17 protein-coding genes are annotated in these 14659 nt (G+C 61.8%); 16 read left to right on the top strand and 1 reads right to left on the bottom strand.

The window, feature by feature from the left end:
- Positions 1-80: 80 nt before the first annotated feature.
- The 10 genes from PWG15_RS06900 (at position 81) to PWG15_RS06945 (ending at position 9720) form a co-directional block, all read left to right on the top strand.
- The gene (locus PWG15_RS06900) at positions 81-1139 is read left to right on the top strand and encodes a polyamine ABC transporter substrate-binding protein (protein ID WP_275023687.1); all 1059 of its coding nucleotides are present in this window, start codon (positions 81-83) and stop codon (positions 1137-1139) included.
- Positions 1140-1552: 413 nt separating this feature from the next.
- A complete protein-coding gene (locus tag PWG15_RS06905) occupies positions 1553-2350 on the top strand; it encodes an ABC transporter permease (RefSeq protein WP_275024371.1) in 798 nt (265 codons plus the stop codon).
- Complete coding sequence (locus tag PWG15_RS06910) at positions 2347-3192, top strand: ABC transporter permease (RefSeq protein ID WP_275023688.1); 846 nt, start codon at positions 2347-2349, stop codon at positions 3190-3192. Before PWG15_RS06905 ends, PWG15_RS06910 begins: the two co-directional genes overlap by 4 nt.
- The gene (locus tag PWG15_RS06915) at positions 3189-4247 is read left to right on the top strand and encodes an ABC transporter ATP-binding protein (RefSeq protein ID WP_275023689.1); all 1059 of its coding nucleotides are present in this window, start codon (positions 3189-3191) and stop codon (positions 4245-4247) included. Before PWG15_RS06910 ends, PWG15_RS06915 begins: the two co-directional genes overlap by 4 nt.
- Positions 4248-4370: 123 nt before the next feature.
- Positions 4371-5657 (top strand): nucleotide disphospho-sugar-binding domain-containing protein, encoded by a 1287-nt coding sequence (locus PWG15_RS06920; RefSeq protein ID WP_275023690.1) that lies wholly within the window; start codon positions 4371-4373, stop codon positions 5655-5657.
- A 100-nt stretch (positions 5658-5757) separates the two neighbouring features.
- Positions 5758-6129, top strand: a complete 372-nt coding sequence (locus tag PWG15_RS06925; RefSeq protein ID WP_425536741.1) for a cupin domain-containing protein — start codon at positions 5758-5760, stop codon at positions 6127-6129.
- A 9-nt stretch (positions 6130-6138) separates the two neighbouring features.
- The gene (locus tag PWG15_RS06930) at positions 6139-6309 is read left to right on the top strand and encodes a hypothetical protein (protein ID WP_275023692.1); all 171 of its coding nucleotides are present in this window, start codon (positions 6139-6141) and stop codon (positions 6307-6309) included.
- Between the two features lie 55 nt (positions 6310-6364).
- Positions 6365-6712 carry a cupin domain-containing protein gene (locus tag PWG15_RS06935; RefSeq protein WP_275023693.1) on the top strand — a complete coding sequence of 116 codons (348 nt, stop codon included), beginning with the start codon at positions 6365-6367 and terminating at the stop codon, positions 6710-6712.
- Positions 6713-6993: 281 nt separating this feature from the next.
- Positions 6994-8499 carry an aldehyde dehydrogenase family protein gene (locus tag PWG15_RS06940; RefSeq protein WP_275023694.1) on the top strand — a complete coding sequence of 502 codons (1506 nt, stop codon included), beginning with the start codon at positions 6994-6996 and terminating at the stop codon, positions 8497-8499.
- Positions 8500-8523: 24 nt separating this feature from the next.
- Complete coding sequence (locus tag PWG15_RS06945; RefSeq protein ID WP_275023695.1) at positions 8524-9720, top strand: saccharopine dehydrogenase family protein; 1197 nt, start codon at positions 8524-8526, stop codon at positions 9718-9720.
- A gap of 5 nt (positions 9721-9725) precedes the next feature.
- Here PWG15_RS06945 and PWG15_RS06950 read toward each other — a convergent pair whose 3' ends face one another.
- Positions 9726-11072 carry an aminotransferase-like domain-containing protein gene (locus PWG15_RS06950; protein WP_275023696.1) on the bottom strand — a complete coding sequence of 449 codons (1347 nt, stop codon included), beginning with the start codon at positions 11070-11072 and terminating at the stop codon, positions 9726-9728.
- Positions 11073-11210: 138 nt separating this feature from the next.
- On the opposite strand from PWG15_RS06950, the gene PWG15_RS06955 reads away from it, so the two are divergent.
- The 6 genes from PWG15_RS06955 (at position 11211) to PWG15_RS06980 (ending at position 14659) form a co-directional block, all read left to right on the top strand.
- Positions 11211-11615, top strand: a complete 405-nt coding sequence (locus PWG15_RS06955) for a VOC family protein (protein WP_275023697.1) — start codon at positions 11211-11213, stop codon at positions 11613-11615.
- Positions 11616-11653: 38 nt separating this feature from the next.
- A complete protein-coding gene (locus tag PWG15_RS06960; RefSeq protein ID WP_275023698.1) occupies positions 11654-12283 on the top strand; it encodes a LysE family translocator in 630 nt (209 codons plus the stop codon).
- Between the two features lie 55 nt (positions 12284-12338).
- On the top strand, positions 12339-13184 hold the full coding sequence (locus PWG15_RS06965) for a PhzF family protein (RefSeq protein WP_275023699.1): 846 nt from the start codon (positions 12339-12341) through the stop codon (positions 13182-13184).
- Between the two features lie 27 nt (positions 13185-13211).
- Positions 13212-13814: an NUDIX domain-containing protein gene (locus PWG15_RS06970; RefSeq protein WP_275023700.1), complete on the top strand. Its 603-nt coding sequence runs from the start codon at positions 13212-13214 to the stop codon at positions 13812-13814.
- A gap of 139 nt (positions 13815-13953) precedes the next feature.
- Positions 13954-14505, top strand: coding sequence for a DinB family protein (locus tag PWG15_RS06975; protein ID WP_275023701.1), 552 nt, complete (start codon positions 13954-13956; stop codon positions 14503-14505).
- Positions 14506-14533: 28 nt separating this feature from the next.
- The gene (locus PWG15_RS06980) at positions 14534-14659 is read left to right on the top strand and encodes a hypothetical protein (RefSeq protein ID WP_275023702.1); all 126 of its coding nucleotides are present in this window, start codon (positions 14534-14536) and stop codon (positions 14657-14659) included.

A 14659-nucleotide genomic window follows, 5' to 3' on the forward strand; every position in this document is an offset into this window, starting at 1 on the left:
GAGAGGCAGCGGAGAGTTCGGATCAACCGACGGGCTGCATCGACAGAGGCCAGGAACAATTCAAACAAGGGAGTTTTTTCGTGAAAGCGAAGAACGGAACGGTCGCATTGCGCGCGGCCGCGGCATTTGTTGCCGCCAGCCTGACCGCGGGGACGGCCTCGGCAGCCGACCTCGTCATCTCCAACTGGGACGGCTACATGGCGAAAGACATCGCCGAAAGCTTCAAGGCTGCGACCGGGCTCGAGATCGAGGTGGTGAACCACGCCACCAACGAAGAGATCATGGGCAAGATCATGGCGGGCCAGGGCAAGGGCTATGATGTCGTGTTCGTCTCCTCGCCATTCGCAGAAATCCTCAACCATCAGGGGCTCGTAGAGCCGCTTGACAAGGCGGCGATCCCGAACCTCGCCAATCTCTATCCCGAAGCGGCGGCGCTCGCCTACGATCCGGGCAACGCCTTTTCCGTTCCCTATACTTGGGGAACCACGGGGCTCTGCTACCGCTCCGACAAGGTCAGCGGCACGCCCGACAGCTGGCTGAACCTGCTGCAGCCGTCCGACGACCTCAAGGGCAAGACGACCATGCTTGCCACCGACCGCTGGCTGATGGGGGCCGGCCTGCTTGCCAAGGGCTACTCGGTCAACGAGGCCGATCCGGCCAAGATCAATGAGGCGCGCGATCTCTTGATCGAGGCGAAGAAGACGCTGCTCGCCTATGACGACACCACCTTCTACTCCAAGCTCGTCTCCGGCGAGGCTTCGCTCGTCCACGCCTGGGACGGCTGGTGCAACTACGGCATAACTGAAAACAAGGACATCAAGTTCGTCGTGCCGAAAGAAGGCTCCGATCTCTGGGTCGACACCATCGTGGTCATGAAGAATTCGGAGAAGAAGGAAAACGCGATGAAGTTCATCAACTTCATCCTCGACGCCAAGAATCACGCCTGGGCGGCCGAGAACATCCTCTACAAGGTGCCGAACAAGGCTGCGATGGAAAGTCTGCCGGCTTCCCTCGGTGAGCAGTATCCGAACATGAAGATGACCCCGGCGGAGCTCACGAAATATGAGCTGCTGCGCGATCTCGGCCCAGCCCAAAAGGACTATTCGCGCGCCGTTAGCGAGATCAAGGCGGCGAACTAGAGCGCCGTGGGTTCATATGAACGCACAAAGGGCGCTCTAGCACTCTGATCCTAGAGCATCTTTCCGCTTTCATGCTTCGTTGAAGGCGGGATGCTCCAGAGGCTTCCTTTTCCTAACGGGGAGAAGGCGTCGGCAGGTGGACGAGGGGCGGTTCCAGCGAGGCTGCGGCCGATGGGAAATTGCCCTTCATCCCGACGCTCCCCCCGAAGGCGGGGAGAGGGGAATCTGGCGCCGTGCCCGGGCTCATCAAATTGCGCGAAAAACCGGGCTCATCAAATTGCCCGAAAAAAAAGTTGCCGAGCGGTCGCGCCGTTCCCTCACGAAACAACAGCAAGGCGAACACCGACGTGTCTTCCAATGCCACCAGACCGAACCTGCTTGTCGCTCCCGGCGTTGCCTGGCTCGTCACCTTCATGGTGGTGCCGTGCCTGCTCGTATTGTCCTATGCCTTCATCCAGCGCGGGATGTGGGGAGGGGTCGAATACACCTTCACGCTGGAGAACTTTGCCCGCGTCGCCGACCCCCTCTATGCGAAGATCTTCCTGAATTCGGCGCGCATTGCGCTGACGACCACGATCGTCGCCATCCTGATCGCCTATCCGGCGGCCTATGCAATCGCCCATGCACCGCGCATGCGCCAGCCGATCCTGCTGTTCTTCGCCGTGCTGCCCTTCTGGAGCAACTACCTGATCCGCACCTATGCCTGGATCGTGCTTCTGAACCGCGAGGGCCTCATTAACAACCTGCTGCGCGCGCTCGGCTATACCGGCGAGCCTCTGTCGCTGCTCTATACGGAGTCAGCCGTCATCACGGGCCTCGTCTACAACTACCTGCCCTTTGTGATCCTTGCGATCTATTCCACGCTGTCGCGGCTGAATCCGGAATTGATGGAGGCTTCCCGCGACCTCGGTGCCGGTCCGGTCCGCACTTTCTTCCGCGTGACACTGCCGCTGACCCTCCCGGGCGTCGCTGCCGGCGGCGTGTTCGTCTTCGTTCTGTCGATTGGCAATTTCGTCACCCCCGCATTGCTCGGTGGCGGCCGGTTTCAGATGGTCGGCAATCTCGTCTACGACCAGTTCCTGACCGCGAACGACTGGCCCTTCGGCGCAGCGCTTGGTGCGGCCCTGATCGTCACGATGATCGTGCTTCTACTAACTCAGGCCCGCGCCACCTCCCGTGCGAGCGGCGAGACGAGGGGGGTGCAGGCATGATCGGAGATACCGTAACAGGCGCGATCGCCGAGGCCCCGGTTGTCACAAGCCTGGCAGTGAGCGCCTTTCGCCGCAAGTTGCCGGGCCGCATCATCCTTCTGCTCGTCTTCGGCTTCCTCTACCTGCCGATCGCCGTGCTTGTCATGCTATCCTTCAACGATAGCGGGCTCCCGACTTCCTGGTCGGGCTTCTCCACCCGCTGGTATGCCTCGCTGCTCGGCAACTCCGATATCCTGCACGCGGCCTGGAACACGCTGGTTGTCGCCGTCTTCGCGACCCTGATTTCCACAATCCTCGGCACGCTGCTGGCGCTCGGCATGGAGACCAGACGCCGCAAGAGCAATGGGTTGGAGGCGCTGGCGTTTGCGCCGATGGTGATCCCCGATATCGTGCTCGCCGTGGCGCTTCTCAGCTTCTTTTCGCGCCTCAACCTGATGATGGGGCTGCACACGATCATTGTCAGCCATGTCGTATTCGATCTCGCTTTCGTCTGCTCGGTGGTGCGGGCACGATTGAAGAACTTCGACTTCTCGATCGTGGAAGCCTCGCGCGATCTCGGTGCCTCGGGATGGACAACCTTCTGGCGCATCACTTTCCCGGTGCTGCTGCCGTCGATCGTCGCGGGCGCCTTGCTCGCCTTCACGCTTTCTGTCGACGAGTTCATCATCGCTTTCTTCACCGCCGGCGCCGGCCGCTCCTCGATCACCCTTCCCATGCAGATCTACTCCATGATCCGCTTCGGCATCACGCCCGAGGTCAATGCGCTCGCGACCATCGTCATGGGCATAAGCGCCACAGCACTGCTTATTTCGCAATGGCTTAACAAAGAGCAGGTCCGATGAACCCACAAACGCCTCCCATCCTTCGGATCGAAAGCGTGGCGAAGAGCTTCGGGCCGGTGACCGCCGTCGATGGAGTATCGCTCGACATCCGCGAGAACGAGTTCTTTGCGCTTCTGGGGCCGTCGGGCTGCGGCAAGACCACGCTTCTGCGCATGCTTGCCGGCTTCGAGACGCCGAATGCCGGCCGAATTCTGCTCGATGGCCGGGACATCTCGCCACTGCCGCCGGAAAAGCGGCCGCTGAACCTGATGTTCCAGTCCTATGCGCTGTTTCCGCACATGACGGTTCGCCAGAACCTCTCCTACGGTCTGGAGATGGAAAAGCTCGACAAGACTGAGATCCGCCGCCGGGTCGACGAGACGTTGGCAACGACGGACCTGACCCAATTCGCAGACCGCAAGCCGGAGCAGCTCTCGGGGGGACAGAAGCAGCGCGTCGCACTCGCCCGCGCGCTCGTCAAGCGTCCGAAGGTCCTGCTCCTCGACGAACCGCTCGGCGCACTCGACAAGAAGCTGCGCGAAAAGATGCAGCTCGAACTGAAGCGAATGCAGAACGAGGCGGGCATCACCTTCATCGTCGTCACGCACGACCAGGAGGAAGCCCTGGTCATGGCGGACCGCATGGCGATCCTGAAGGACGGGCGGCTTTTGCAGTGCGGGTCGCCAGAGGAAATCTACGAGGCGCCGGCGGACCGTTTCGTCGCCAACTTTATTGGGGTGATGAACTTCATCGAAGGGACGGTGACAGGGGAGGGCCACTTTGTGGCCGAGGGCCTGCGGCTGGCGCTGCCCGATGCGAGACCGGGGCCGGCGACGCTTGCCGCGCGGCCGGAGACCATCGCTGTCGGTCAACCCGGACAGCGGCTGGCCGGCACGATCGCCGACATCGCCTATCACGGGCTCGACCGCGTGCTGCACGTCAAGACCGCCGCCTCGCCGGTACCGCTGCAGGTCCGCGTGCTGGCGAACGGCGCCGCCGCCCACAGGATCGGCGACACACTCGGCCTGACCATCGACCCGGCCAAGTGCCGGCTCTTTGCGGGAGTGGCGGCATGAGGGGATGGAGACGGCGAGGCTTGCCAGCTTCTCCCCGTTCACGCGGAGAAACTGGCGGCAGCCGGCTGAGGGGCTGAGCCCGAGGTAGAAACCGAATTCAGGGACGTCATAAAGAGGGAACAAATGTCCAAGACCATCGCATTCTTTCCGGAAGCGGCCTTCGGGCCGGCGTTGAACTCGGTCGGCATCGCCCAGGCAGTACAGGTTCTCGGCCACAAGGCCGTTTTCCTTTCGGATCCGGGCTTCGTTTCGGTCTACGAAGGCTACGGATTCGAGGCCCACCCGGTGAACCTGTCCGAACCGATGCCGCCGGAGCAGATGGCCAGGTTCTGGGAGGACTTCATCAACGGCCACATCCCGAACTTCCGCAAGTCTCCGATCGAGCAGGTCGACAACTACGTCAAGGACTGCTGGACGGCGATCGTCGACAGCGCCAAGTGGGCACAGAAGGACCTGCCGGGTGTGCTCGCAAGGATCAAGCCGGACCTGATCTGCGTCGACAACGTCATTCTCTTCCCTGCCATCAAGCAGTTCGGCAAGCCGTGGGTGCGTATCATCTCCTGCTCGGAAAACGAGATCGAGGATCCGAAGATCCCGCCTCATCTTTCCGGCTGTGGCGAGAAGGACTACGCAGGTCACGCGGCCTATCGCGACCATTTCAATACAATCATCAAGCCGATCCACGACGACTTCAATGCTTTCCTGACCGAGAACGGCGAAGTGGTCTATCCGATCGGTCAGTTCTTCGAGGCCTCGCCCTACATGAACCTGCTGCTTTATCCGGAGCCGGTGAAGTTCGAGCGCGAGCATCCGCTTGACCCGAAGCAGTTCCAGTATCTCGAAGGGTGCGTGCGCAAGGAGAAACCCTACGAGGTGCCGACCTTCGCCGAAAACAACGACAGCCCGCTGATCTACATCTCCTTCGGCTCGCTCGGCGCGGGCGATACCGACCTTCTGAAGCGACTGATCACGACGATCGGCAAGCTGCCCTATCGCGCGCTCGTCAATGTCGGCGACTACAAGGACCAGTACGAGAACCTGCCGGGCAACATCATCGTTGAAAGCTGGTTCCCGCAGCCTTCGGTGATCCCCCAGGTCGACGCCGTCATCCACCATGGTGGCAACAACTCGTTCACCGAGTGCCTCTATTTCGGCAAGCCGGCGATCATCATGCCCTATGTCTGGGACGGTCACGACAACGCCACCCGCGTCGACGAGACCGGCCACGGCTTCAAGATGCCGCGCTATGACTGGACCGACGCCGACCTTGCCGCCAAGCTCGACGCCTGCATCAACGATCCGGCGATGAAGACGAAGCTCGCCGCCAGCAGTGCCCACATGCAGGCCCGAAGCGGGCCGAAGAAGGCGGCAGCAATCCTCGATGAGCTGGTGAAGACGGGGGACCCATGATGGCTGAGGAACCCCGCTTGTCGGCGTCCGCTTCGCACCGCTCTCCCCGACCGGGAGAAGGTGGCCCGGAGGAACGGATGGCGGCATTCGCACGAAAAGGATGAATAAGTTGACAGAGAACTTCAAATCGACCGCGCCCCACATCCACGGTGCCACCACCTATTCCGACCTGGTGGACTGGGGAGCCCAGCCCGACAGCCAGGAGGGAAACTCGCACTCCTCCGGCCGGCTCGTCTTCAAGGGACCGAACAACCAGCCCGAAAGCGGCATCTGGGTCTGCACGCCCGGCCGTTGGCGGCTTTCCATCCCGCGCGACGAGTTCTGCCACTTCGTTGCGGGCAGGGCTCTCTATCGCTCCGACGACGGCGAGGTGATCGAGGTTGAGCCCGGCACGGTGGTTATGTTTCCCGGTGGCTGGACGGGGGAATGCACCGTCATCGAGACGATGCGCAACGTCTACATGCTCGTTTGAGGTGAAACCATGGCGACGCCTTGTCGGCCGGATACCGCCGCTGTCGCGATCAACGACCGGGTCCAGGCGTCACTCGAACACAATCGGCGGATGCGCGGCAAAGCGAACTCGGTCTCGTCTGATGCCGCCGTGGTCATTGCCACCGGCTGGACCGGCACTTCCATCATACCAGAACCCTGACCGAGGCTCGTGTGAGCCGCGGCGATCGACGCACAAGGACAAAGGAAACACCATCATGCCGATTACCCCCTTCATGAAGAAGCCGCTCGAGCAGACCGACCTCGTCGACTGGGGCGTCATCCCGACGATGATCGAGGGAGAGAGCCGCACCTCCGGCAAGGTCATCCACAAAGGGCCGAGCGGGGCGTCGGAATGCGGGCTGTGGGTATGCACGCCGGGCAAATGGTTCTGCCACGTCACCCGCGATGAGTTCTGCCACTTCCTCGAGGGCCGTTGCACCTACGTTCACGAGAGTGGCGAAGTCATCGAGATCACTCCTGACACGGCCGCCTTCTTCCCGCAGGACTGGAAGGGCGAGTGCACCGTCCACGAGACGATCAAGAAGGTCTACATGATCCGATGAGCCGGGGGAGGCCAGTGAGACTAGAGAATCCCGCTCTCAAGTGGAATCACTGGAAGCGGAAAGATGCTCTGGAATCAAAGTGCTAGGGCGTCCTTAGTGCGTTCATATGAACGTACGGCGCTCTAGAAGGCCTGCCGCCGAGGCGCTCGCGTCAGTCAATCCTTGCCACTCATTTACCTGCGGGAGAGAGCCAGGAGAAGGGGCATGACCCGAAACGCAGCCGCCCCAAAGAACAAATCGAAGATGGATCCAACCCGTCACCGACAGAGAGAGGAACCCCGATGTTCAACCCAGCCGAGCCGGTGTTCTACCGGCATCCGGAATATGTGCCGGCAAGAGGTAGTCACCATCCGGTGATCGACCCCGCGCGGCTGACGGAGGTCGGGCGGTTTGCCATTACCACGACTGACGAGATGGACGCCACGCTCGATGTGGCGACTGCCGCTCAGCGCGACTGGAAGAAGCTCGACGCCAAGGCGCGCGCGACCGTGTTGCACCGGATCGCCAATCGCATCGAGGCGACCAACATGCGCCGCTGCGCCGAATTGATGTCGCGCGAGATGGGCAAGCCCTATCCGGAAGCGATCGGCGAAGTGGCGAACTGCGCCGGTGCATTCCGCTATTTTGCCGAGATGGCGCGCGACGAGGCCGGCAAGGTCGCCGGCACAACGCAAGCCGGCTCGTTCCAGCACGCCCGCTACGAGCCGCTGGGCCTGAGTGTCCATATCATGCCCTTTAACTTCCCGATCCTCCTGATGTGCTGGACGGTCGCAGCGTCGCTTGCCGCCGGCAACGGCTGCATCATCAAGCCCGCGCCGGCGACGACGCTATCGACGCTCGAATTCATGCAGGTCTTCGAGGCTCTGCCCGCGGGCTTGATCGCCTGCCTGCCGGGCGACGTGGCGCTGGGCGAAGCGCTGGTCGCCTCGCCCAAGACCCATGCGATCGCCTTTACCGGCTCGGTCGCCGCCGGCAAGGCGGTGGCGATGGCGGCCGCCGGTCACATGAAGCCGGCCGTAATCGAGGCGGGCGGCTCCGACCCGATGATCATTACCGCGAACGCACCGCTCGACGTCGCCGCAGCCGGCGCCGTCACTGCGGCGTTCCACATGTCCGGTCAGGTCTGCACCTCCGCCGAGCGCTTCTTCGTCGTCGGAAGCGTGCACGATGCCTTCGTGGAAAAGTTTGCGGCTGAGGCGAAGCGCCTTCGTATCGGCAACGGGCTGAGCAAGGCCGAGATCGGCCCTCTCGTTTCGGAGACGGCGCGCAACAAGGTCATCCGGCTGGTCGAGGACGCCAAGGCCAAGGGTGCCACCGTCGTTATCGGCGGGAAAGTCCCGGACAGTGAGCCGGTCGGCTGGTTCTACGAGCCGACGATTCTCACCGGCTGCACCCCTGACATGGCGATCATGCGGGAAGAATGCTTCGGCCCGGTCGCCGCGATGATGACCGTGAAGGACTTCGACGAAGCGATCGAGAGGGCGAACGACAGCGAGTTCGGCCTCGGCGCTTCGATCTTCACCAACTCCCTTGAAGAGGCGATGGAGGCGGCCGACCGGCTGGAAGCCGGCATGGTCTGGGTCAACAATCCACTGATCGACAACGACGCACTGCCCTTCGGCGGCTGGAAAAAGTCCGGACTGGGGCGTGAACTGTCGAAGCTCGGCCTCGACGCGTTCCGCCGCTCGAAGATGGTCATCATCGACCATAAGCCGGTCATTCAGGGCTGGTGGTATCCCTATCCGGACGAATGGTTCTACGAGTCCGAGGGGCGCAAGCACGCTTGAGGTCCGATCTCAAAAGGAAAGAACATGATTATCACTCTTCTCGGCGGCGCGGGTTTCATGGGCGCGGGCATCGTACGTGACCTCGTCTCCGATCGCGCCATCATCGACATCACCAAGATCCGCCTTTGCGACGCCGCGCGCGAAAAGATGGAAGCGCTCAAGGACGAGCTCGGCGACCCGCGCATCGAGCTCGTCGACCTCGACGTTGCCGATCCGGCCACGCTTTCCGCCGCGATCATCGGTGCGAACCTCTGCATCAACTGCGTTCCGACGCTGCTCGGCTTCCAGATGACAATCTTCGAGGCAGCACTCGCCGCAAGAGTGTCCTATGTCGACCTCGGCGGACTTGGAACCTACACGGTCAAGCAACTGGTCGAGCATGAGCGTTTCAAGGCGGCCGGTGTCACCGCCGTCATCGGTGTCGGTGCCGACCCCGGCATGTCGAACGTCATCTGCCGTGCGGTAGCCGACGAACTGGACGAGATCGACAAGATCAATCTCTATTGGGCGGCCGAGCTGACGGGCGAAGAGAATCCGGTACTGGTTCCCCCTTACAGCGTTTCGACGGTGCTTGCCGAATACGCCCATCCGAGCACGCAGTTCTATGACGGCGGCCACGTGGAATGCCCCCCGATGAGCGGCCGCGAATTTCTGGACCTGCCGGATCCGTGGGGACGCTGCGAATTCATGCATTCGCCGCATTCCGAGCAGCTCACCGTTCCGCTCGCCGACGGCATCCGCGAGAAGGGCATCAAGGAATTCTCCTGGAAACTGCACCTGCCGCACCGAGAGCATGAAGCCTGGGTCGGGCTTGTGAAGGCCGGTTTCGGCGATTTCAACGATCCGGTGGAAATCGGCGGCGTCAGCGTCCGGCCGCTCGATGTGCTGAACAAGGTGATCGAGCGCAACATCCGAAGGAACGCTGAAAAAATCCCCGCTCAGGAAAGCCACGAGATCCATTTCGCCATCGGCATGGGCCGCAAGAGCGGCAAGCCGGCCACTGTGCGTGTCGAAGTGACCGTCTCGCCGGACCCGATGTACGGCCCATATGTCGACGCCTGCACCTCGATGAACGCCTCAATCGCCGCGCAGTTGATCCTGAAACACCCGAGGAAGCCGGGCGTCTACGCGCCGGAGGCCTACTTCGACGTGGCGACCTACTTCCCCGAGTTGGAGAAGCGCAAGTTCCGGATCTCGAAGACGAGTTGTTTTATTTCCTGATGACGTCACTCCCATCGCTTCAGCAGCCCTGCCAGAACGGTCAGCGCCTCTGTCAGATCTTCGAACGACGGGCCGCCGAGGCAAAGTCGAATCCCGCTCGCCTGATCGTCTCTGTCTACCATCATGGTTTCCGGTGGGGTCAATTTGATGCCGGCCGCCGCTGCAGCGAATACGAAACGATCGGCCGTGTCGCGCTGCATTGGTAGCCAGGCGTTATAGGCGCCGGGATGCCAGATCAGTTCGGCGGTGCCGAGGAGAGAGGCCGCCAGGCTGGATCGACGCCGCGCCTCATGGCGCAGGTCCCGCTGGATCGATGGGATGATGCCGGCAATCAGCCATTCTTCGACCACGGCGCAGGAGAGGGGCGACGGCGACACAGGCATATCTTGCAGGGTCTCTTCCGCTGCTGCGCTTAATCCAGCCGGTAGTGCGAGCGCACCGATTTGCAATCCGGGGCCGAGCGACTTGGACATCCCGTTGACATGAAGGACGATTTCTGGAGCCAATGCCGCCAGCGGAGGTAAGCCAGGCTCGGATGCCGCATAAACGCCGTCTTCGATGATCGATGCGCCCGCCTGACGGCAGATTTCCGCCATTGCCTGCCTTCGCTTTTCGCCCATCGTGGCGGTTGTTGGATTGTGCAGCGTCGGCGTGAGATAGACTGCCTTGCTGCTGGCTGACGAGGCGCTGTCGAGCGCGTCTGCAAGTGCCTCGGGCACCATCCCTTCCGCGTCGATCCTGACGCCTTGCATCCGATACCCCTTGCGCCGGGCGAGCGCGATCGCGCCAGGATAGGTGATGCGTTCCGTCAGGATCACGCCTTGCGGACCACAGGCGAGGTCGAAGGCCAATGCCAGCGCCTGACGGGCACCGCTGGTCAGCACCAGATGCGACGGATCGACGGTCAGGCCGAGCGTTTCGAGCCAGCGGGCCAAAACAAGCCGGTGCTCCAGATGTCCGGCGGGCGGGGCGTAAAGATTGAAATGATCCGCATCGATCTTGCGTGCGATCCCGGTCAGCGTCCGCGCCAAAATGCGGGCGTTGAGCGTTGCGGGCGGGGTATTGGATGAAAGGTCGATCTGCCGATCGTTGCGCGCCTGGCGGATCGCCACGAATGTTCCACGGCCCTTGACGCTACGCGTCAGGCCTCTCCGTTCAAGAGCGGCATAGGCTTTCGTCACCGTGCCAAGGCCAATGCCCAGTTTCCACGCAAGATCGCGGTGCGCGGGAAGACGGTCGCCTCCCATCAGCCGCCCTTCGATGATGTCGTCGGCGAGAGCAAGCACCAGCCGTTCGGTGGCATTCGTCTCGACGTTTGCAAGTCGTGGAGCCCAAGGGGATTGCAGGAGCACGTTCGCAACCTCGATAAAAGTGTCACGTTACACTATTTAAATAAACAGAAAGTGTAACATAGGTTATGACGACGCTGAATGAAATCCACACTTTGAAACAGCCGCCCGGCCGTCATGACGGGGCGCATTGAGGATCTAATGTTCAGCCACGTAACCGTCGGAACGCGTGATCTTGAGCGGGCGGAACGCTTCTATGACGCCGTGCTCACCCCGCTCGGGCTGAAGCGCCGGGTCGTTACACCAGATGGCGGGCCTGCGGCACTCTGCTGGGTGACAGCGCAATCCTCTTTGCCTCGCTTTTATGTCTATAGCCCCTTCAATGGAGAACCGGCGACGGCCGGAAACGGCGGCATGGTCGCCTTTCTGGCGCCGTCGAAAGAGGCGGTGAGCACGGCCTATGCCGGCGGTGTTGCGCACGGCGGCACGGATGAAGGGGGCCCCGGGCCGCGCCCGCACTACGGCGACGGCTATTTCGGTGCGTATCTGCGTGACCCCGACGGGAACAAAGTCCACATCGTTCATCGCGGAGACCTCCGGCAATAGTGCCGGAGAATAGTCTCTCGTTTCTGGAGATAGTCCGAATGATCGCCAGCCAGATCGCACTCGTCTACGGCACCTACCTCGTCGCCACCGCCAGCCCGGGGCCGAGCAACATGGCGATCATGGGAACGGCGATGCGCGACGGCCGTCTGCCCGCCCTCAGCTTGGCGGCGGGCGTTATCACCGGCTCGCTCTTCTGGGCGATCCTGGCGGCGACCGGCCTGTCCGCCGTGCTGGCCGCCTATGCCCAGGCGCTTTTCGTCATCAAGATCTTTGGCGGTGTCTACCTGCTGTATCTGGCCTTTCGCGCGGGCAGGTCGGCCTTAAGGCCGGTCTCCGACTTTGCGAGGACGGATGCGGGGCGGGCGAGGCCGCGCTATCGATCGCTCTACCGGCAGGGTCTTCTCATGCATATCGGAAACCCTAAGGCCATCATGGCCTGGATAGCGATCATGTCGCTGGGATTTCGTGAGGACGCTCCCGCCGGCATGCTGCCGGCGATCGTTGGCGGTTGCGCCTTTCTCGGCGTCATTGTGTTCGGCGGCTACGCCGTGCTCTTTTCGACCGCGTCGATGATTACCCTCTACGCCAGATTGCGACGCTGGATCGAAGCTGTGCTCTCGGCGGTGTTTGCGGCGGCGGGACTTAAACTGCTTGTCTCGCAGAGTTGAAGTCCCGCCCCTCCGCGCCGCCGTCAACAATTGATCCGAATTCAAAAGCGATGTCATGACCTTTGCTATCCATATGGTCGATGTGTTCGGCGCCGGGCCGCTTGCCGGCAATCCGCTGGCGGTCGTCATCGGCGCCGACGCTTTGTCGACGGACGAAATGCAGCGGTTGACGCGGTGGTTCAACCTTTCCGAGACCGCGTTTTTGCTCCCGCCCACGCATTCGCAGGCTGATTACCGGGTCAGGATTTTCACGCTGGACCGGGAGATGCCTTTCGCCGGGCATCCGACGCTTGGCAGTTGCCATGCCTGGCTCTCCGTCAACGGCTCGCTAAAAAACGAAGCGGATATCATCCAGGAATGCGGCGCCGGTCTGGTCACGATCCGGCGTGCGCATGGACGGCTTTCCTTTGCCGCTCCGCCGCTGATCCGTGCAGGCGCGCCGACGCAGGGTGAATTGGACGAGGCGCGGCAGCTGTTGGGGATTGAAGCGCACGACATCCTTGATTCCGCCTGGATCGACAACGGACCCGGATGGCTGGGGATCAGGCTGGCATCGGCGGAGAAAGTGCTTTCGCTTGGTCCGGTCCGCAGCTGGCCCGGCCGGATCGATGTCGGTGTGGTTGGTCCTCATGCAAAAGGCGGCGATACCGCCTTCGAGGTTCGCGCCTTCTTCAGCGATCATCTGGGTGCCATCGTCGAAGACCCCGTCACCGGAAGCCTCAACGCCTCTCTGGCGCAGTGGCTGTTCGCCACGGGCATGGTTGAGGAGGACTATGTCGCCGCCCAGGGCACAAGCCTCGGGCGCCATGGCCGCATTCACTTGAGCCGCGATGATGCCGGCCAAATCTGGGTCGGCGGCGAAACGCGCACGCATGTCGAAGGTCGGCTGCACGGCCTTTGAAAAGACAGATGACAACGAGGTGACTTGATGGATAGCAGTGTTTTCCGCCCTATCTCCGAACGCGTATTGGCGGACGATTGGGGACGGCTGACCAAGTACGAGTATGACCTTCGGCTGAGGGACGGAAGCTGGCAACGGCAGACCCGCGAGGCATACGATCGCGGTAACGGGGCGACATGCCTGTTGTACAATCCCGCAAGCGGGCGTGTCCTGCTGACCCGACAGTTCCGGTTGCCGGTTCTTTTGAACGGCGGCCTGGAGTCGCTGATAGAAACACCGGCAGGACTGCTTGAAGGCGCGGAACCGGCAGCGCGGATGCGTTCGGAACTGATTGAGGAAACCGGCTATGAGGTTTCCGAACTCACACATTTGTTCGACATCTATATGAGCCCGGGATCGGTCACAGAGTACCTGGCATTTTTCTATGGCGAATATGCCGAGAAACACAAAGTGGGGGCGGGTGGCGGCTCCGCCGACGAGGGGGAAGACATAGACGTCCTGGAAATCGCCTTGCCTGAGGCGATGCAGATGATCAACCGTGGCGAGCTTCGCGACGCCAAGACGATCATCCTGCTTCAGCATCTTGCCATCCGGCTTTTGCAGGAAAAGCACGGGACACGCTCATCCTGACCTCCGGATCTTGTCGATCCGGGATCGCTGCCGGTTATGCTCTCACGGCTTGCCCGCAAAACTGTTTTCCGACCCGGCGCGACAGCGCCGGATCAGCCTGATCATTGTTTGAAGATCGAAAACGCCAAGGAGTTTCAGCATGTCTACTGCCCCGCCCAGCCCGATCCACACACGCACCGCATCGGCGGCAGATACCCTGAAAATGCTGGTGCGCTATAAAGCCTGGGCGAATGGGCTGACGTTTGGGAGCATGATGGCGCTGCCGGAGGGTGAAGCCCTTCGGCAGAGGCCGACACGGTTCGGAAACATGGTGCATACGCTGAACCATGTTTATGTGGTGGACGACATCTTCAGACATCATCTGCAGGGAAAGAAACACAGCTACACCGCGCGCAACACCGACCTTTCGCCCGCAATTGGCGATCTGTGGGAGGCGGTTCAGGAAATGGACCGCTGGTACAGCGATCTTGTCGACACCTGGTCGGACGAGGACCTCGCGAAAGCCGTTCATTTCGAGTTTGTCGGCGGAGGGGAAGGCGTTATGACCCGCGAGCAGATCGTGCTGCATGTCGTCAACCATGGCACCTATCACCGCGGCTTTGTCGGCGACCTGATGTATCAGGTGCCTTTTACGCCACCGTCAAACGATCTTCCGGTCTTCATCAGGGATCATTATTGCAACGCTCGGTGAGCGCACGCCAGCCGCGGATCGCGGGCAAGTGCCTTTTTGTTTGCTTGCCGGCCTCATCGCCTATGACAAGGCCACGATCGGCGAGGTCGTGTCGCGGCTGATTGCCAAGGGATTGCTGATCCACCGTAAGCAGCGCGGACCGGCGTTCCCGTGA

This window comes from Ensifer adhaerens, assembly GCF_028993555.1.
GTDB classification, from domain to species: domain Bacteria; phylum Pseudomonadota; class Alphaproteobacteria; order Rhizobiales; family Rhizobiaceae; genus Ensifer; species Ensifer adhaerens_I.